The 18,189-nt window shown below is 55.2% G+C and carries 16 protein-coding genes; 7 read left to right on the top strand and 9 right to left on the bottom strand.

Going from position 1 to position 18,189, the window contains the following annotated elements; all coding sequences use genetic code 11:
• Positions 1–13: 13 nt before the first annotated feature.
• From ACXAET_RS02725 to ACXAET_RS02715, 3 genes are all read left to right on the top strand, one after another.
• Positions 14–1,312, top strand: coding sequence for a capsule biosynthesis protein (locus tag ACXAET_RS02725; RefSeq protein ID WP_475180732.1), 1,299 nt, complete (start codon positions 14–16; stop codon positions 1,310–1,312).
• A gap of 92 nt (positions 1,313–1,404) precedes the next feature.
• Positions 1,405–2,535 (top strand): polysaccharide biosynthesis/export family protein, encoded by a 1,131-nt coding sequence (locus ACXAET_RS02720; RefSeq protein ID WP_475180729.1) that lies wholly within the window; start codon positions 1,405–1,407, stop codon positions 2,533–2,535.
• On the top strand, positions 2,535–4,532 hold the full coding sequence (locus ACXAET_RS02715) for a capsular polysaccharide biosynthesis protein (RefSeq protein WP_475180726.1): 1,998 nt from the start codon (positions 2,535–2,537) through the stop codon (positions 4,530–4,532). The genes ACXAET_RS02720 and ACXAET_RS02715 overlap by 1 nt, the downstream gene beginning before the upstream one ends.
• Here the strand turns inward: ACXAET_RS02715 and ribD are convergent.
• The 4 genes from ribD to ACXAET_RS02695 form a co-directional block, all read right to left on the bottom strand.
• Positions 4,529–5,629, bottom strand: a complete 1,101-nt coding sequence (gene ribD / locus ACXAET_RS02710; protein ID WP_475180723.1) for a bifunctional diaminohydroxyphosphoribosylaminopyrimidine deaminase/5-amino-6-(5-phosphoribosylamino)uracil reductase RibD — start codon at positions 5,627–5,629, stop codon at positions 4,529–4,531. The two genes, ACXAET_RS02715 and ribD, sit on opposite strands and share 4 nt — an antisense overlap.
• Entirely contained in the window at positions 5,626–6,096 is a 471-nt protein-coding gene (nrdR, locus tag ACXAET_RS02705) for a transcriptional regulator NrdR (protein WP_068334393.1), read from the bottom strand. The genes ribD and nrdR overlap by 4 nt, the downstream gene beginning before the upstream one ends.
• A gap of 119 nt (positions 6,097–6,215) precedes the next feature.
• Complete coding sequence (locus tag ACXAET_RS02700; RefSeq protein WP_475187053.1) at positions 6,216–6,629, bottom strand: secondary thiamine-phosphate synthase enzyme YjbQ; 414 nt, start codon at positions 6,627–6,629, stop codon at positions 6,216–6,218.
• 17 nt (positions 6,630–6,646) lie between these two features.
• On the bottom strand, positions 6,647–7,048 hold the full coding sequence (locus tag ACXAET_RS02695; protein ID WP_475180719.1) for a hypothetical protein: 402 nt from the start codon (positions 7,046–7,048) through the stop codon (positions 6,647–6,649).
• Between the two features lie 309 nt (positions 7,049–7,357).
• Between ACXAET_RS02695 and ACXAET_RS02690 the strand changes: the two genes are divergently transcribed.
• Positions 7,358–8,377 carry a helix-turn-helix domain-containing protein gene (locus ACXAET_RS02690; protein ID WP_475180716.1) on the top strand — a complete coding sequence of 340 codons (1,020 nt, stop codon included), beginning with the start codon at positions 7,358–7,360 and terminating at the stop codon, positions 8,375–8,377.
• A gap of 182 nt (positions 8,378–8,559) precedes the next feature.
• Here ACXAET_RS02690 and rpoD read toward each other — a convergent pair whose 3' ends face one another.
• The 4 genes from rpoD to ACXAET_RS02670 form a co-directional block, all read right to left on the bottom strand.
• Complete coding sequence (gene rpoD / locus ACXAET_RS02685) at positions 8,560–10,548, bottom strand: RNA polymerase sigma factor RpoD (protein WP_475180713.1); 1,989 nt, start codon at positions 10,546–10,548, stop codon at positions 8,560–8,562.
• Between the two features lie 113 nt (positions 10,549–10,661).
• On the bottom strand, positions 10,662–12,611 hold the full coding sequence (gene dnaG, locus ACXAET_RS02680; RefSeq protein ID WP_475180710.1) for a DNA primase: 1,950 nt from the start codon (positions 12,609–12,611) through the stop codon (positions 10,662–10,664).
• Between the two features lies 1 nt (position 12,612).
• Positions 12,613–12,948, bottom strand: coding sequence for a hypothetical protein (locus ACXAET_RS02675; RefSeq protein WP_475180707.1), 336 nt, complete (start codon positions 12,946–12,948; stop codon positions 12,613–12,615).
• A 128-nt stretch (positions 12,949–13,076) separates the two neighbouring features.
• Positions 13,077–14,507: a Glu/Leu/Phe/Val family dehydrogenase gene (locus ACXAET_RS02670; protein WP_475180705.1), complete on the bottom strand. Its 1,431-nt coding sequence runs from the start codon at positions 14,505–14,507 to the stop codon at positions 13,077–13,079.
• Positions 14,508–14,834: 327 nt separating this feature from the next.
• Here ACXAET_RS02670 and ACXAET_RS02665 point away from each other — a divergent pair, with 327 nt between their 5' ends.
• From ACXAET_RS02665 to ACXAET_RS02655, 3 genes are read left to right on the top strand one after another with little or no spacing between them, the layout of a single operon-like run.
• A complete protein-coding gene (locus tag ACXAET_RS02665) occupies positions 14,835–16,535 on the top strand; it encodes a TadE/TadG family type IV pilus assembly protein (RefSeq protein ID WP_475180702.1) in 1,701 nt (566 codons plus the stop codon).
• Positions 16,532–17,062: a TadE/TadG family type IV pilus assembly protein gene (locus ACXAET_RS02660; RefSeq protein ID WP_475180698.1), complete on the top strand. Its 531-nt coding sequence runs from the start codon at positions 16,532–16,534 to the stop codon at positions 17,060–17,062. The genes ACXAET_RS02665 and ACXAET_RS02660 overlap by 4 nt, the downstream gene beginning before the upstream one ends.
• A 1-nt stretch (position 17,063) precedes the next feature.
• Positions 17,064–17,651, top strand: a complete 588-nt coding sequence (locus ACXAET_RS02655; protein WP_475180695.1) for a TadE/TadG family type IV pilus assembly protein — start codon at positions 17,064–17,066, stop codon at positions 17,649–17,651.
• Here the strand turns inward: ACXAET_RS02655 and ACXAET_RS02650 are convergent.
• A complete protein-coding gene (locus ACXAET_RS02650; RefSeq protein WP_475180692.1) occupies positions 17,611–18,105 on the bottom strand; it encodes a hypothetical protein in 495 nt (164 codons plus the stop codon). The genes ACXAET_RS02655 and ACXAET_RS02650 overlap by 41 nt on opposite strands.
• Positions 18,106–18,189 lie beyond the last annotated feature (84 nt).

Genomic DNA, 18,189 nt, shown 5'->3' with positions numbered 1-18,189 from the left:
AAGAGCAGTACCCATGTCACCCAAACCCACAGGCGAGAAGCGCCGTGTTTTCCTGTTTCTGCAGGGGCCGCATGGTCCGTTTTTCAACGGGCTTGGGCGTGTGCTTCAGGCGTCAGGCGCCACAGTATGGAGGGTTGGGTTCAACGCCGGGGATCAGGTGTTCTGGTTTAACAAATCAACCTATATCCCATACTTCGACACGCCCGATCATTGGCGGGCTACACTATCCGATCTGATCGATACGCACGCCATCACGGATATTGTCCTTTACGGCGACACCCGCCCCGTTCACGCCGAAGCCGTGCAAGTCGCACGCGAAAAGCAGATCACAGTTCATGTCTTCGAAGAAGGTTACCTGCGCCCTTGGTGGGTGACATATGAACGCTTCGGTTCGAACGGCAACTCGCGTCTTATGTCACTGAAGGTGGACCAGATGCGATACGCGCTGGATCAATCCTTGGCGCAATCGCCCCCACCGCCGTCACATTGGGGAGACATGCGACAACATATCTTCTACGGCGCGCTCTACCATTGGTTTGTAATGTTCCTGAACAAGCGTTACCGCAATTTTCGACGGCATCGTGATCTGCCGGTTTCCAAGGAGTTCAAACTGTATTTCAAGCGTTTGGCGCTGATGCCATTTCACCGGCTTCAACGTCATTGGGCCACGGCACGCGCCCTTGGAAGCGGTCATCCCTATCATCTGGCGTTGTTGCAATTGGGGCATGACAGTTCCGTTCAATCTCATTCCGATTACTCCAGAATGACCGAATTTCTTGAGGATGTGATCGAAGGATTCGCTAAAGGTGCCCCACCGCATCACCAGCTTTTGGTAAAAGAACACCCGCTGGAAAACCACCGAGAACCTTTAAGGCGCCGTGTGCGTGAGCTGGCGCGTACCCAAGGGGTGGCAGATCGCGTGCACTACGTACCGGGGGGTAAACTCGCGAAACTATTGGACGGAGCAAATTCTGCGGTCACGATTAATTCCACCGCCGGACAGCAGGCCTTGTGGCGGGGTATCCCACTGCGTATTTTTGGAAGATCGGTCTACGACAAACCCGAATTCGTATCGCGCCAACCGCTAGCTGCATTTTTTGCTAACCCGATGCCCCCGGATCAGGACGCCTACAAAGCCTATCGACAGTTTCTTCTTAAGACGAGCCAGATTCCGGGCGGATATTACTCGCGTCGCGGACGGCGGCAGCTTGCACGCAACGTGGCGGACATGATGTTAAACCCCAAGGACCCTTATCAATCCCTGCTCGCCGAGAAAGAGGCGCTGACGCCACAGTTACAGTTAGTTGAGTGAAACTGGACGGTTGGCGCTAGAAGTTAGTGCTCGAACCGGTTAGACTTTGCCAAACAAAAGAATACAACAAAAAATACTGAGGATAACCGGCAGTGAAGCGTTTTCCAATCCGATGGATACGGGGGGTATCCCTTGTGGTGGCTATTGGTCTGCTGTCCGCGTGCCAGCTTCCAAAAGCAGGCCCCAACAAGAATGAGATTCTGGCAGGATCAACCGAAAATGGCGGCAATGCTTTTGTGGTTGAGGTCGACGATCGCGTCGCAAGGGCTGCCGCGGCTATTCCCCAGTTCGGGTTCCCGAATACTTTCCGCAGCGCGCAAAGTCTGGCCGCTGACACCGTACGCGCAGGCGATGTAATAAGCCTGACGGTCTGGGAAAACGTAGATGATGGGTTGCTGTCAAGTGAGTTGAGCTCAGCCACCGTGCTAGAGCAGGTGCAGGTCGACAGCGAAGGCTTTATCTTCGTGCCCTATGCCGGACGCATTAGGGCCGCTGGCAATACCCCCGAGCAACTGCGCCAGCTGATCACCGACAAACTGCAAGATCAAACACCTGACCCACAAGTCGAGGTGCGCCGTTTTGCAGGTGATGGGGCAACGGTTTCACTGAGCGGAGAAATCGGAGCGCCTGGAATTTACCCAATTGAGCGACCCAGCCGCACCTTGTCGGGGATGCTGTCACGGGCTGGAGGTGTATCGCTGGGTGCGGATATCGCCCTTGTCACCCTGATCCGCGGCAACGAACGCGGAACAGTCTGGTACGACGATCTGGTTCGCGACCCCAATCTGGATGTCGCATTGCGTGGCGGGGATCGCGTTTTGGTCGAAGCAGACAGCCGAACATACATCGCACTTGGAGCAACCGGCCAATCGCGCGTGGCGTTTGACACACAAGACTTGTCTGCGCTTGAGGCCCTGGCGCAAGTCGGCGGTCTGCAATCCTTGTCCTCGGACCCCACGGGGATTTTTGTACTGCGCAAGGAAAGGCAAGACATTGCTCGCACCGTTATGGGGCGTCAGGAATTGCAGGGCGATCAGCGCATGATTTACCTGCTGAACCTCAACGCGCCGAATGGGCTGTTTGTCGCTAGGGATTTTGTTATCCGCGACGACGACACGATTTACGTGACCGAAGCCCCGTACGCACAATGGAGCAAGTCGATCTCATTGATTGCAGGGGGTTTGACGCCGGTTGCAAACGTTGCCACGCTGACGGGTGGCTGATGCAGGGTGAGCCAACAGCCGGGACACAGCGAACCCGGCTGTTTGTCTATAACGGCGGCTTTCTGACGAACCGCCGCATTCGTCGGATACTAAACCTCAAAGGCTATGACATTCGGTTGGGATTGCCCCGTGAAAACGATGTTGTTGGCATCTGGGGGAACAGTCCAACAGCCCACCGTGGCTTGAAAATAGCGGCGCGACGGAGGGTGCCCGTTCTAAAGGTCGAAGACGCCTTTTTGCGCTCATTACATCCGGGGCGGGAAGGAGAGCCCCCTCTGGGCTTGCTATTTGACCGAACCGGCGTGCATTTTGATCCGTCGCAGCCATCAGATCTTGAAACCCTGCTGGCAACTCATCCGCTGGACGATACCGCATTGTTAAACCGGGCGCGGTATGGGGCTGAAAGGATGCGCGACCTGCATCTTAGCAAATACTCTGCCGTTGATCCGACGTTACCGCCCCCCAAGCCTGGATATGTTCTGGTGGTCGATCAGGCACGGGATGACGCCTCGGTCATTGCCAGCGCAGGAGATGACGCGCGATTTCGTGAAATGTTGGTCATGGCGCAGGAGGAAAACCCCGGTGCCCGCGTTTTGATCAAGACGCACCCCGAAACCGTTGCAGGGCATCGCGGCGGATATTTCTCGGATCAAGACCTGTCTGATCGCGTTTCATTTGTCACGACGCCCATAAGCCCATGGGTTTTGCTTGAGGGCGCAGTCGGCGTCTACACCCTTTCCTCTCAACTCGGGTTCGAGGCCATCATGGCCGGACACAAGCCCCGCATATTTGGCCAACCCTTCTATGCAGGCTGGGGGCTGACGCAGGATGAGGCATACCCTCCACGCCGACAGCGCAACCTGACCAGGGCGCAATTGTTTGCTGCGGCGATGATCCTATACCCCACATGGTACGACCCCTATCGGGACAGGCTATGCGAGTTGGAAACCGTTCTGGATACGCTCGAAGCGCAGACGCGCGCATGGCGTCAGGATTACAAGGGCTGGACCGCGTCCGGCATGCGATTGTGGAAGCGCAAACACCTGCAAAAGATGTTCGGCCGCGAGAGAAAAGTTCAATTTACCGACGCCCCTCCCGATCGGTCTGACCGTCCCCACATGGTGTGGGCCAGCCACGCCCGCGACGCCGAAGGCGCGGTTCGGATCGAGGATGGGTTCCTGCGATCAAAAGGTTTGGGTGCCAGACTGGTGCCGCCTGTTTCGTTGGCGACAGATGATTTTGGTATTTATTACGACCCGACGCAACCGAGCCAGTTGGAAGAGTGGATAGCCGCACGTGAAACTTTGCGCCCGGATCAGGAATTGCGGGCTGAACGGTTGGTGGCACAGATCATCGCGGGCGGGATTAGCAAGTACAATACTGGGGGCGCTACCCCAAATCTGCCCCAAGGACACCGTATTCTGGTTCCGGGGCAGGTCGAAGACGATGCCTCGATCCTGCTTGGCAGCTCATCAGTACGCACAAATACCGACTTGCTGCGCACCGCGCGCGAAGCAAATCCAAAAGCCGTCCTGATTTACAAACCTCACCCGGATGTTGAGGCCGGACTGCGCGAAGGCAGGCCTGATGACCCAAGCCTTGCCGATGTGATTGCATCGAATACCGATCCGGCTGACTTGTTGTCTCATGTACAAGAGGTCTGGACAATCACATCTCTGCTTGGGTTCGAGGCGCTACTACGTGGGATCAGTGTGACGACACTTGGCGCGCCTTTCTATGCCGGCTGGGGGCTAACGAATGATTTGGGAACGGTGCCTGCACGACGGGGCGCACGGCCCTCTGTTCTTGGGTTGGCGCATGCCGCGCTGATTGACTACCCACGATATCTGGACCCGGCCACGGGACTACCCTGCCCTGCCGAGGTCGCCATGCAACGTCTGTCCGAGGGGTATGAGCGCAAAGGCGGCCTGTCCCTTCGTTTGCTGTCCAAGCTGCAAGGCTTGTTTGCTACGCATGCAGGTTTGTGGCGGCGCTAGCGCAGCGCGCGCGCCCAACGATGCAAAATGTCCGGCCCGATGGCGCGGGTGTCGATCAGCTTAAAACGAGGAGCCGACTCCAATCGCTCCAAACCAAGCGACCCAATGGCGGGCAAGCCCTCAGCCCCGATGGTCAGGCCCGCAGAGAAGCCGAACAGCTCATCCACCAGGTCATCGGCCAACAAGGAAGCTGCGAGCGCCGAGCCCCCTTCGCAAAATACCCGCGTCAGGCCAGCCTGCCCCAATTGCTGCAACAGATCGGTGGCGTCTATGTGGTGCTCTTCAAGCGCACAGGGGATCAGACGAGCGCCCAATCCCTCCCACGCTCGGGCACGTTCTGGGTCAGGGGACGGGCCATGACATAGCCAGACGGGCACGTCGGACGCTGTTCGCGCCAGTTGGCTCATCAGGGGAATGTCCAGATGGCGCGAGACAACAACCCTGACCGGCTGTGTCGAAATCCCCAGATCGCGAACCGTCAGCGACGGATCATCAGCCCTGGCGGTGCCCGCTCCGACCATCACAGCATCATGACGGGCCCGCATAGCATGAACGGCCCGCCGCGCCTTGGGTCCGGTAATCCACTGGCTGTGCCCGGTTGACGTGGCAATCCGGCCATCGAAACTGCTGGCCAGCTTGAGCGTCACAAACGGCCGCCCCTGTTCGGTTTTCAGAAAGAACCCTGCGTGATCCCGCGCTGCCTGCTCGGCCAGAACACCGGTGGTGACCTCGATCCCGGCTTCGCGCAACATCGCAAAGCCTTGGCCAGCCACGCGTGGATCGCTGTCCTCAATCGCGGAAACAACCCGCGCCACACCCGCCTTGATCAGCGCCTCGGCGCAGGGCGGTGTTTTTCCGTAATGAGAACAAGGCTCCAGCGAGACATAAGCCGTTGCCCCGCGCGCGGCCTCTCCGGCCTGTGCCAAAGCTTGCGGTTCGGCATGCGGGCGACCACCGGGTTGCGTCCAGCCACGCCCGACGATCTGGCCATCACGCACAATAACGCAACCTACGGCCGGGTTCGGCCAGCACGTTCCTTGACCGCGCTGACCCAATGACAAGGCCAGCGCCATATATCGCTTATCTGTTTCGCTCACTCGTCCGTCGATGGCTGCGGCGGGCGCAGTTCGTGGACGAACTCCTCGAAGTCATCGGCCGCCTGGAAATTCTTGTATACACTCGCAAAGCGAACATAGGCCACGGTGTCAATCCGCGCCAGAGCTTCCATCACAATCTCACCGATCTTTCTGGACGGGATATCCGTATCTCCCATGCTTTCCAGACGACGCACGATCCCGGAAATCATCTGGTCGATGCGCTCCGGGTCGATAGGACGTTTTTGCATAGAAATCCGGATCGAGCGTTCCAGCTTGTCCCTGTCAAAATCTTCGCGCTTACCGTTGGTCTTGATAACCACCAAATCCCGCAATTGTACGCGTTCATACGTGGTAAAGCGCCCCCCGCAAGCGGGACAAAACCGACGTCTGCGGATCGCGACGTGATCCTCTGCCGGGCGTGAATCTTTGACTTGAGTGTCGATATTTCCGCAAAACGGGCAGCGCATCCGCCGTCTCCTCGTCCCTTGTTCCGCCTCTTTTGTAAGCGCTTCGGCTTACTTATCCACAACTATAGGACACCCGCTAGGATTTGGGTAGTCGGAATTTTTCACCGCTATATAAGGGGTCATGTAAAATGTGCTGCGACGTTTCGAACGTGCGGGGCGCTACGGTGTTCAAACAAGTAAATCCCCTGCCACGTTCCAAGAACAGGCCGCCCTGACGTCACGGGAATCGCAAGCGAAACAGGCAACAGCGCGGCCTTGATATGGGCTGGCATATCGTCCGGGCCTTCATACGTGTGGCGCAGGTAAGCCATGGATGGATGGTTGGACGGTGGCACCAGCCGCTCGAAAAAAGCCCGCATATCTGTTTGTACGTCGGGGTCGGCGTTTTCCTGCACAAGCAGTGAACAGGACGTATGGCGGACAAACAGCGTCAGAAGCCCATCGCGCGCGAAGGGCTTGAGCCAGTGACGCACGTCCGAGGTGAATTCATACAACCCCGGACCCTGCGTCGGTATTTCGAACTCGGCCTGCATTTCTTGTTCGAACTTTGTCAATTGATGAAGGGGCGGCCTCTGCATCGGCCATTGGCGGCCTGAACAGACATACTGTAACCCGGCTGAAACCCAGCAGAGAACACGCCACTTGACTGCTGCGGAGCGCCTTCTGGCGCGTCCAGTGTAAACTGTACCGCCGTTCTTCGGCCGGTAGCCTCGCTAGGACCATAGCCGCGCTTTACATAAATGCGCTGCTGCCAGCCTGCCCCCAACGTTCTTCGGGCAAAGTCTGCGGCCGCGCACCAATACCCATCCGTATCCGTCCGACCGCGCGGGATCACTTCGAAAACCGAGTTATTCACCGCTACCGTCTGAAAACCCAAACGGCCGTTAAATGCTGTAGCCGGAGTGCCGAGCACGACAGCCGCAAAAACCACATAAGTCATAAGCTTTTTCATAATCATACTCTTTTTCTGTTTCGAGGTATGTAACGACGTAGCTTGCTTTGAAACCCAACAAAGCCTCATCACAAGGAATTCAGCCGGGGCCTGACGAAGGGGCGAAATCTGCATCTGCATGCCCCAAAAAACACTCAAACACGGAACAGATTTTTTGCCAAAGGCAATGAAAATCTGAATGCGTACTTTTTTTCTTGTTTTTAACTGCCAGAACCATTCGAATTTCAGCCAATTAATCTAGACTTATTGTTACACCGCGTTTTCCGCCAAATTTGCGGGAAGCCGATTGAAAGCACTGGAAAGAAGGTCATGGAAGTTGACATCGCTCGCCTTAACACTTTGACCCGCGTGCTTGATCAACAGACCAACGGAACTGAAGCGTCAGATCGCATTCTCGAACGATGCAAGCTGAGCCGCGGCGCACTCTCTGACTCTACGTCCATGTGCAGTGCTCACCAAGAGGCCCTGTTTGCGCGATATGCGTGCGATGTAATGGGCGACATCACATTTGCGGCGCAAGCGGGATTGCAGTTTTCGGCATCGTCCAGCCTGACGGCCTATATAAGCAAGTATTCACGTGACTTGCGGCAAGTCATCGAGAACACGTCGCGATTTCACCAAATCATCGACCCCGCTATTGCCTTTACCCTGCGATTGGCCGGGAACTTCGCCACCATCGAAGCCGATTGGAAAGATGCGAGTTTTGCCCGCTACCACCGGCGGACCGAATTCCTGATCTTCGCAGGGTTGGCCCGTATGCGGACCCTCACGCAATCAAATTTCTATCCGATCGAGATCAGATTCCAGCACGAGGTTGGAAAAAACAGTGAAAGGTTTCAGAAACTTGCAGGATTTCCAATCGTTTTTGGCGCAGAAAAGCTGGAAATCGTGGTGGCCATGTCCACGCTAGACTTACCCATTCCCACCTACGATTCAAACCTGCGCGCGCATCTTCTGCAATATGCCGAGCATGTTCTGGCCGAGCGAAAATCGCCCAAGCAACCGCTCCGCGCTCAGGTCGAAGGGCTGATCACCCGGTCCATGCCCGGCACGATCATCAATGCGGATGAGGCCGCTGCCAATCTGGGGATGAGCGCCCGCACATTTGCGCGTCGGCTTAAGCACGAGGGCACCAGCTATCGCGGAATCGTCGATGACCTGAAATGCGATCTGGCACAAACATTCATCACGAATGGCATGCCCTTGTCCGAGATCGCTTATTCGCTTGGCTATGCCGACCAGCCGGCCTTTTCAACGGCCTTCAAACGCTGGACTGGTCAGGTTCCCAGTGCGTTCCGCAGTCGATTGAACCTAACAGAAAGGCCCTGAAGCGAGCGACCGGGGGTCATGGGCAACTCAGCCTCGCCCCGGCCTGTCCCGTGAGTGGACATCAGGCATATAAAGGGGCGTATTGACTTCGCCTTGTGAGTTGCCGCCAATTTTACTGGAAAAGCGGTCAACGTGACCTTCCGTGAACGAAAAAAGGCGCCTCTAACTAGGCGCCTTTGACCTTACTGATCCAGGAAGGACCGCAGCTTACGCGACCGGCTGGGGTGTTTCAGCTTGCGCAGCGCTTTCGCTTCAATCTGGCGAATACGTTCGCGGGTCACGCTGAATTGTTGGCCGACCTCCTCAAGCGTGTGATCGGTATTCATACCAATGCCAAATCGCATCCGCAGGACACGTTCCTCACGCGGAGTAAGTGAAGCCAAAACCCGTGTGGTCGTTTCCTTGAGGTTTTCCTGAATGGCGCTGTCCAGAGGCAGAACCGCATTTTTGTCCTCGATGAAATCGCCCAGTTGGCTGTCTTCCTCGTCGCCAATCGGTGTTTCAAGACTAATGGGTTCTTTGGCGATCTTCATCACCTTGCGCACTTTCTCAAGCGGCATCTGCAGCTTTTCTGCCAACTCCTCCGGCGTCGGCTCGCGACCGATCTCGTGCAGCATTTGACGACCGGTTCGGACCAGTTTGTTGATGGTTTCGATCATGTGGACCGGAATACGGATTGTGCGGGCCTGATCAGCGATAGATCGCGTGATCGCCTGACGAATCCACCAAGTCGCATAGGTCGAGAATTTATAGCCACGGCGGTATTCGAACTTGTCCACCGCCTTCATCAGGCCGATGTTACCTTCCTGAATAAGATCAAGGAATTGCAGGCCGCGGTTCGTGTACTTTTTGGCAATCGAGATCACCAGGCGCAGGTTGGCTTCGACCATTTCTTTCTTGGCTTGCCGAGCTTCTTTCTCACCCTTTTGAACCTGCTGCACGATCCGACGGAATTCAGGAATGTCCAAACCAACGTATTGACCGACCTGAGCCATGTCGTTGCGCAACTCTTCGACCTTGTCGGTCGAGCGTTCGATGAACATCTGCCAGCCCCGGCCCGACTTTTCACCCATCTCAGCCAGCCAATTCGGGTCCAGTTCGCGTCCGCGGTAGGCGTCTATGAACTCCCGACGATTGATGCGCGCCTGGTCAGCAAGTTTTACCATCGAACTGTCCAGCGACATGACGCGGCGGTTGATGCCGTACAGCTGGTCGATCAACGCCTCGATCCGGTTATTGTGCAGATGCAGACCGTTCACCAGTTCGACAATCTCTGCACGCAGCTTCTGGTAGGTTGCTTCGTCCTTTTCGCTAAACGAACCATCTTCGTTCAACGTCGCTGAAATCCGGCTGTCCTGCATCTCGCTGAGTTGCGCAAAGTCGGTTGAAATCCGTTCCAACGTGGTCAGAACCTGATCCTTCAGTGCAGCTTCCATCGCCGCCAAGGACATATTGGCCTGATCGTCTTCGTCCTCATCATCGTCATTTGCGATCGGATTGCCGTCTGCGTCCAGCTCGGGACCTTCGTCCTTCGCCGGCTTTGCCGCCTGAACGGCAGACGTATCAACTACGGGCTCAGAGACATCGCCGTCTTCATCCATCTGGTTCCCAAATGTGGTTTCCAGATCAATGACATCGCGCAGCAGAATGTCCTCGGACAACAATTCATCATGCCAAATCGTGATCGCCTGGAAGGTCAGCGGGCTTTCGCACAGCCCGGCGATCATCGTGTTCCTGCCCGCTTCGATGCGTTTGGCGATGGCAATCTCGCCCTCACGGCTCAGCAGTTCGACACTGCCCATCTCACGCAGATACATGCGGACGGGGTCATCGGTGCGATCCAGCTTTTCGGTGGCAGCACCAGCCAACGCAACCTCACGGTTGCTTTCGGTCGTGGTAAGTTCGGTCGAGCCTTTGTTTTCTTCTTCTTCGGCTTCTTCATCTTCGATGATGTTGATGCCCATTTCGGACAGCATCGACATGACGTCTTCGATCTGTTCCGAGCTGACCTGATCCGGCGGCAGAACCTGGTTGAGCTGGTCGTAGGTGATATACCCCCTCTCGCGAGCCTCAGCGATCATCTTTTTGACCTGGGCCTGGCTCATATCCAGCGAGATTTCCTGTTCCTGCTCGTCGGATTTGCGGTCTTCGTTCGTATCCTTGGCGGCCATTCAATGCTCCTGCAGGGATGGGTGATTCGTTTGACCGAATCATTAGCGCGTAGAAATGATTCGGCTACCCGTTTACCTGTTTTTCTTTTCCAGTGCCTTACGAAAACATCACATTAGCGACGTTTCCGAGTGAAATTGATTCCCGACATAATCGCCTCAAACGCGTCTTTCTCATCGCGATTAATGCGCGCACCATTGTCCGCGACGTCAAAAACGGCCCTGTCCTCATTCTGGCTCCGGCTTGCGCGGTTACGCTCTTCGGCGGCTTGCGCCAGACGATATGTCAACGCCTCATCTGCCAGATCAGACAGCTCCTCTTCGGCTTCGGCAATCTCTGCATCCAACCCCCGGAGCGCTTTGATCTTTGCGAGTTCTTCGGCCAGCGTCATCTCGGCCTTTTCAACGTCGCCCGGTTTATACACACAGGGGATCACTGCGACATGGCGAAGGGCCAGCAGGTTTTCAAGGGCTTCGGACCCCAAAGATGCAGCAATGTGGTCTTTCAGGTTATCTGGATCATCTATCGCGTGACGTAGGATCGCATTTCGCAGCGCCGCATGATCAGGATCACGGCATTCCATATCTTCCAACTGATGTTCGAATTGCACCACAACCTGCGGGTTCAGCAGAGAAATTGCCAGAATGGCAGCTTCCCGCAATTGGATTTCCGCATTTTCGGACGATGCAAGGAGTGAGGCCCGCGCACCGGGTGTTGCGGGTTGTTTCTGTGGTTGCCATTTACTGCGCGGCTGCCATTGCCGGCCCTGAGTTTGGCGCTGCGGGCGGAAAAGCTGCCAGCGAAGGTCCTTGATCTCTTGGCCATAGTGAGACCGGATCGACGGGTCGCGGATCAGCTTTATCTTGTCGCGCAGTACCTTATCCAGTGCCGCCTTACGCTCGGGGCTATCAAACACCTTGCCTTCGGTTTCGCGCTGCCACAGCAATTTGACCATCGGAATTGCCCCATCCAACACGGCCTGCACCGCCCCTGCCCCTTCCGCACGCAGCAGGTCATCAGGGTCTTTTCCTTCCGGCATCAGAGCAAAGCGCAGAGATTTGCCGGCCTCCAAAAGCGGTAGCGCCAGATCAACAGCACGCATCGCGGCGCGTAGACCTGCGGTATCACCGTCAAGGGCGATGATCGGCTCATCCGCAATGCGCCACAGCAGTTGCAACTGATGCTCGGTGATCGCTGTGCCCAAAGGCGCCACCGAGGCACCAAACCCAGCCTCGGACAGCGCAATCACGTCCATGTAACCTTCGGCGACGATCAATGGCTGCCCTTTGCCAGCCGATTGTCGTGCGGGACCATGATTGTAAAGACTGCGGCCCTTGTCGAACAACTCGGTCTCAGGCGAATTCAGGTACTTGGCATTATCGCTGGGGTCCATCGCCCGACCGCCAAAAGCGATGCAACGCCCACGCGGATCGCGGATCGGGAACATGATCCTGTTGCGGAAAGTATCGTACGGTTTCTTGCCCTTGTTCGACGGCTTCGCCAGCCCTGCGGCAAGGATTAGATCTTCCTTGATGCTCTTGCCGCGAAGATGATCCCATAGCGCCTGCCACCCATCAGGCGCAAACCCAATCTCCCAACGCTCCAAAGCCTGCGTATCCAAGCCACGATGGGTCAGATAATCGCGGGCAGCGCCCCCCGCTCCGGTTTTCAGCTGAAGGCGAAAGAACTGAACCGCCTGCTCCATCACGTCAGCAAGTTGCGAGCGGCGATCCTGCTTTTCCTGCGCCTTCGGGTCGCGGGCGGGCATGGGCATTCCTGCCTCGCGCGCCAGAATCTCAACCGCTTCGATGAATGAGACATTCTCGGTCTCTTTCACAAAACTGATGGCATCGCCTTTGGCGTGGCACCCGAAGCAGTAGTAAAACCCCTTTTGGTCATCCACATGGAAAGACGCGGTCTTTTCATGGTGGAACGGGCACGGCGCCCACATATCCCCTTTGCCCTGATTGGACTTGCGCTGATCCCACATGACCTTGCGCCCAACAACCTGAGACAGGCTGAGCCGGGTGCGCAGTTCATCAAGAAATCCGGGGGGCAGTGACATCCTAGTTGGTGATGTTGTTTTTTAAGGCCTGTATCTCATCCCAATTGTCCACACATTGTTGGTAGAGGATTTCACCAAGGTCCTGCTTGCGTAAGTCTCGTTTTTTCAACTCGTAAACCCATGGTGCTAACCCGGGGATCGCGGAATTGTAGTTGGATGGCCATGGCGGATTGCTTGACACAATAGTCTCAGCAACATCAGCTTCTTTCACCCGATCCAGTCGGGCCTGCTGAATTGCTCGAACGACGTCAGCTTGATAGCCACAGCTTTCTTCCTTGGTTTCCTGAGCCAGTGCAGGTGACGACAAAAAGAAAAAGGCAAGTAAGGGACGAAACATTGTGCGGCTCCGGAATCAGTTAAGATCCGTCGAGTCTAACCCTCAAAAGCGGCACCTGCTATCACCCTTTTAGACGAAGGTGCCAAATTTGATCGGCGGGGCGTCGCGACACCCCACCGACGAAAGCTTTAAAGCCCCTTGGCGCGATAGCTTTTAGAAACGCGGTCAATGGCCACGATATACGCCGCCGTGCGCAAATCCGCCACATCATCGCGGTCGTGCCAAACCTCACGCATCGACTGATAGGCAATGCGCATCGTGTCATCGAGGCCTGACCGCACCAATTCCAGCTCATCCGCGCCCTTGAGATACTTCGCCTTGAAATTCGGAGACATCGACCACGCATCGCCAAGGTAACGGTCCAGCCGTTCCAATTCGCTGACAATCAACTCGTGCCGCGCCTCTTCCTGACGACGTTGCATGCGGCCAAAGCGAATATGACTGAGGTTCTTGACCCACTCGAAATAAGACACCGTCACGCCACCGGCATTCGCATACATGTCGGGGATAATGACCGTACCCTTGTCACGCAGAATCTCATCTGCGCCGGCTGTCACGGGACCATTTGCCGCCTCAATGATCAAAGGTGCCTTGATCCGATCGGCGTTGGTCAGGTTGATGACACCCTCAAGCGCAGCCGGAATGAGAATATCGCATTCCGCCTCAAGAACCGTGGTTCCATCGGCCGAATGTGTCGCATCGGGATAGTCCTTCACACCGCCGTGTTTCACAATCCACTGGCGGACAGCTTCGACATCGATCCCTTCGGGGTTATAAAGCGCCCCATCCCATTCGATAATGCCGACAACTCGTGATCCGTCCTCTTCACTCAGGAACTTGGCGGCATGGTAGCCCACGTTACCCAAGCCCTGAACGATCACGCGCTTGCCGTCCAGTTTCCCCGACAGACCCGCCTTCTGCACATCTTCAGGATGGCGGAAAAACTCGCGCAGCGCGTATTGAATACCGCGCCCGGTCGCCTCAACCCGGCCCGAGATACCACCCGCGTTCAACGGCTTGCCCGTCACACAGGCCCGTGCGTTGATATCTGTGGTGTTCATTCGCGTATATTGGTCGGCCATCCATGCCATCTCACGCTCGCTTGTGCCCATATCGGGCGCAGGTACGTTCTGGGACGGATTAATCAGGTCACGTTTGGCCAGCTCATAGGCAAACCGCCGCGTGATCTGCTCCAACTCGTGCTCTTCGTATTGCCTGGGGTCAATGCGCAACCCCCCTTTCGACCCACCAAAAGGCGCTTCAACCAAAGCACATTTATAGGTCATAAGGGCTGCCAGCGCCTCAACCTCGTCTTGGTTCACGGCCATCGCGTACCGGATTCCACCCTTAACCGGCTCCATATGCTCGGAATGAACTGAGCGATAACCGGTGAACGTGTGAATCTGTCCTCGAAGACGCACACCGAACCGAACTGTATACGTGGCGTTGCAGACGCGGATTTTTTCTTCCAACCCCGGAGGTAAGTCCATCAGGGACGCCGCCCTGTTGAACATAAGATCTACACTCTCGCGAAAACTGGGTTCTTTAACGGCCGTCATTGAGTCCTCCGTGCCAGCGAACGACATGCGTTCTGACGTCTTGTCGCACCCAAAGCGCCAACGATCAATAATTAAGCAGAAATAAAACCCGAAAATCCGGAAAGAAACGCCCACTCGGCCCTGAGTCGCTGCCCCCACGCTTCAAAGCCAGAATTGTCGCCCATTCGAAAACAGATCCGCAAGATGGTCGTAAATTATCCCGCATTTTCAAGCAAACCGACCGAGTCAGTGGCTTTTTCGCCCAAATCCCGCCACGTTTCGACGCTAATTTTCTGAAAGTTATTTTTTCCTAAGCAGTATGGATGTCTGCTCAGCGAGGTCGTCAATATGAAAAAGCGCATATTTCAAAGTGGCGCACATAAATTTGAGAATACAATCTCAAAGGCGCGTCGGTTCGCCAGTTTGTTTGCCAAGCGAGAGGATGGTGCCGTATTCACGTTATTCGTGATCCTCGGTCTGATCATCATGTTCGCGACAACGGGCATCGGTGTCGACATCATGCATTTTGAGCGCGACAGAGCAAACCTGCAAGCCACTCTGGACCGTGCAGTTCTTGCATCAGCAAACCTGAAGCAGCAAAAACCGCCTGCGACAGTGGTTCAGGCCTACATGGAAAAGTCAGGGCTGAAAGACAAGCTAACGGGAGATCCGGTGGTGGTCGAAGGGATTGGCTCCAGGAAGGTAAGTGCTACAGCTTCTACGGTAGTCCAAACGGACTTCATGCGGTTTTCCGGCATTGAAACCTTGACGGCAAATGTAGCGAGCACTGCAGAGGAATCCGTCGGTTCCGTCGAAATTTCGTTGGTTCTGGACATGTCCGGCTCAATGAACAGCGCCTCGGCCACAGAAGGGAAATCCAAGATCGAAGTTCTGCGCGAGGCGGCCAAGACCTTCGTGACCGAGATGTATTCGAAAGAAAACCCGGATAAGATTTCTATCTCGATCATTCCTTACGCCACGCAGGTGAACGCTGGTGAAAACATCTTGGGCAAGTTTACGAACGTAACGTCGGAACACAGTTACTCGCATTGCCTGAACTTCAGCGGATCAGATTTCCAACAGGCTCTCTTGGATCCGACGTTGTCATACGAAAGAACAGCTCATTTCGATCGCTACACAAAGAAAAATGGGAAGGAGTATGAGGCAAACCTGCAACCCACTTGCCCGACACGTCCCGGCAGTGAAATCACCGCGCATACTAACGTTGTCGCCGATCTGCATGCGCGTATCGACGACCTGACTGCTTTCGGCAATACCTCGATTGATATCGGCGTAAAATGGGGCACGGCGTTATTGGATCCTGAATTCCAAGGCATCATAAACCAGTTGTCGAAAGAGCGTGTAAGCCCGTCTTCAACGAAAACAATTGTTCCAGCAACCTTCAAGGATCGCCCCAAAGACTACGAGGACGATGTTCAGAAGGTTTTGATTGTCTTCACCGATGGCAAGAACACGTCACAGTACAGGCTCAAGAGCTCTCTGCGCGACGGAAATTCGGATGTCTGGTTCAACGCTGACTATGTTCACAGCGATGGTAAAAAGGGTGAATACAGTGTTCGGATATCTGATTCAGGTGACCCGCCGCGCTACCGTTGGACACGACAGAAGAAAGAAAGAGATCACCCCTATGGTGAGAAGGATTCAGAGGCTGGAAATGCCATTCGGCTGACATACCCCCAATTGTACAACCGCGTGTCATTGTATTGGAATGCGAAACACAACTATGGTTGGGAAAATAAATGGAAAAAGAACCACTATAACAAGGCGTATAATTCTATCGGTTCGTCGACCAAGAACACGCGCACATCCGAAATATGCGGCGCTGCTAAGAAGAAAGGCGTGATCGTTTACGGAATCGCGTTCGAGGCGCCCGAGATCGGGGTGACGACGATCGAAGACTGCGCCAGCAAACCCAGCACAGTTTACAAGGTCAACAGCGATGGAACCCTTGGCTCTAACAACCTGACACTTGAAGAAGTGTTCGAATCGATTGCCGCATCGATCAAGCGTCTGAAGTTGACCCAATGAAACGTCGGCCTTGGGATAACGTACTTCGCTTCCGTCGCTCGGAAGAGGGCAGCCTTATGGTTGAATTCGTTATCCTGTTCCCACTGTACGTCTTCTTCATTTTAAGCGCGATGGAGTACGCCTTGGTGACGGTCAAGCAGTCAATGCTTGAGCGATCCGTAGACCTGGTGGTCCGGGATATCCGGCTTGGAACCGGGTCGGGACCGACCCATGACCAAATCAAAGAGGCAATCTGTGAACAGACGCAAGTTATTGATGATTGCAGTAACAACTTGCAGCTTGAGATGATCCTTCAGAGCGCATTTACCGGCATAACGCTGCCGGTGGAAGCAGACTGCACAGATCGGTCGGAAGAGGCTAAACCGGTCCGTGAATTCACAAATGGCCCGCCGAATGAACTAATGATCCTGCGCGCCTGCGCTATCGTCGATCCGGTCTTCCCGACGTCGTCGATGGGTCGTGCATTGGCAGATGATGACGGTCTGATCGCGCTTACGGCGACCACTGCTTTTGTTCAGGAGCCTTGATATGTTGCGTGTTTCCTCGAAAATTCGTGAGCACCTGAGCACATGGCTAAGGCGCGAAAACGGTGGGCTTACAGTGGAAGCTTTGTTGATTCTTCCAATGTTCGTATTGACCGTAACGCTTACCTACACTTTCTATGACGCCTTCCGCCAAAGCACTGCAAATCTGAAGGCGGCTTACACGGTAAGCGATCTGATTTCGCGTGAAAAAGATGGAATAAACGACGCATACGTATCTTCTATGCACCTTTTGATGCAGCGAATGGTGAATAACGAATCCGAATTGAGAATTCGTCTGTCTTTCATCAGGTACAAAGAAGATGATGACCGTCTTGTCGTCGACTGGTCGACAAGCTGCGGGTTCGCGGACATTTGGACCAACGACAATATTGAAACTTTGCGGGACCGCCTTCCGCCTCTGTCAGATCTGGAGCCTTTGATTATTGTGGAGACGGTGAACGAGTATGCCTGGAAGGTAAAGCCACCTTGGTTGGAAACCGACTACCGATTTGAGAATTTTATTTTCACCCGACCGCGTGTCGCCGACCAGATTAGCGCAGATGATCTTTCTGAGCAGGGCTGTACTGCGTAATCAGGGCTGTCAGCACCTCGGATAAAAACTTGGTTTCGGCGGCCGTTGTCATACCGCCGACGCCAACACGGCGCCCCAAACGCCACCACAGGCCAGGATCCCAACTGTTTTCTGCGCTATTTCGTGTTTTCAGCAGAAACCCGTTTGACGGTTTGAACGCGAAAACGCCCCTGTCTACGGCCTCAATATCCTCTACCTTTGCAATAAGACGCCCTGCCCCGGTTCTGAGTTCGGTCTCTGTCAATTCAATAGAATCGGAGGTCGCTTGCCACATGCGGTACGCCAGCCAGAACGTTCCCCCCCCTACTGCAATCAGGAAAATCAGCCACACCGGCTCAGGCGGTCGTGTAAGGGCCACGAAAAGAACCAATCCACCGACAATGCTTAACATACCAACGCCCAGCCAGCGTCTTGCGGTTGAAGGTCGAATAGTGGCCAGTACGTCTTGTTGCATGTGAACCCTTGATGTTTTTCCGAGGGTTTAGCCGCTTTGATCCGGAAATGACAGAGGGGCAGATTCCCGCACAGTGACCGTTTA

The sequence above is a fragment of the Ruegeria sp. AWH4_226 genome (genome assembly GCF_056159225.1).
This window is presented reverse-complemented; position numbering and strand designations above follow the sequence as displayed.

Coding starts and splice junctions, on each gene's coding strand:
- ACXAET_RS02650 (WP_475180692.1), bottom strand. CDS start 18,105: ATGCAACAAGACGTACTGGCCACTATTCGACCTTCAACCGCAAGACGC.
- nrdR (WP_068334393.1), bottom strand. CDS start 6,096: ATGCGCTGCCCGTTTTGCGGAAATATCGACACTCAAGTCAAAGATTCA.
- ACXAET_RS02665 (WP_475180702.1), top strand. CDS start 14,835: ATGAAAAAGCGCATATTTCAAAGTGGCGCACATAAATTTGAGAATACA.
- ACXAET_RS02715 (WP_475180726.1), top strand. CDS start 2,535: ATGCAGGGTGAGCCAACAGCCGGGACACAGCGAACCCGGCTGTTTGTC.
- ACXAET_RS02700 (WP_475187053.1), bottom strand. CDS start 6,629: ATGCAGGCCGAGTTCGAAATACCGACGCAGGGTCCGGGGTTGTATGAA.
- ACXAET_RS02690 (WP_475180716.1), top strand. CDS start 7,358: ATGGAAGTTGACATCGCTCGCCTTAACACTTTGACCCGCGTGCTTGAT.
- ACXAET_RS02695 (WP_475180719.1), bottom strand. CDS start 7,048: ATGAAAAAGCTTATGACTTATGTGGTTTTTGCGGCTGTCGTGCTCGGC.
- ACXAET_RS02725 (WP_475180732.1), top strand. CDS start 14: ATGTCACCCAAACCCACAGGCGAGAAGCGCCGTGTTTTCCTGTTTCTG.
- ACXAET_RS02655 (WP_475180695.1), top strand. CDS start 17,064: ATGTTGCGTGTTTCCTCGAAAATTCGTGAGCACCTGAGCACATGGCTA.
- rpoD (WP_475180713.1), bottom strand. CDS start 10,548: ATGGCCGCCAAGGATACGAACGAAGACCGCAAATCCGACGAGCAGGAA.
- ACXAET_RS02660 (WP_475180698.1), top strand. CDS start 16,532: ATGAAACGTCGGCCTTGGGATAACGTACTTCGCTTCCGTCGCTCGGAA.
- ACXAET_RS02675 (WP_475180707.1), bottom strand. CDS start 12,948: ATGTTTCGTCCCTTACTTGCCTTTTTCTTTTTGTCGTCACCTGCACTG.
- dnaG (WP_475180710.1), bottom strand. CDS start 12,611: ATGTCACTGCCCCCCGGATTTCTTGATGAACTGCGCACCCGGCTCAGC.
- ACXAET_RS02670 (WP_475180705.1), bottom strand. CDS start 14,507: ATGACGGCCGTTAAAGAACCCAGTTTTCGCGAGAGTGTAGATCTTATG.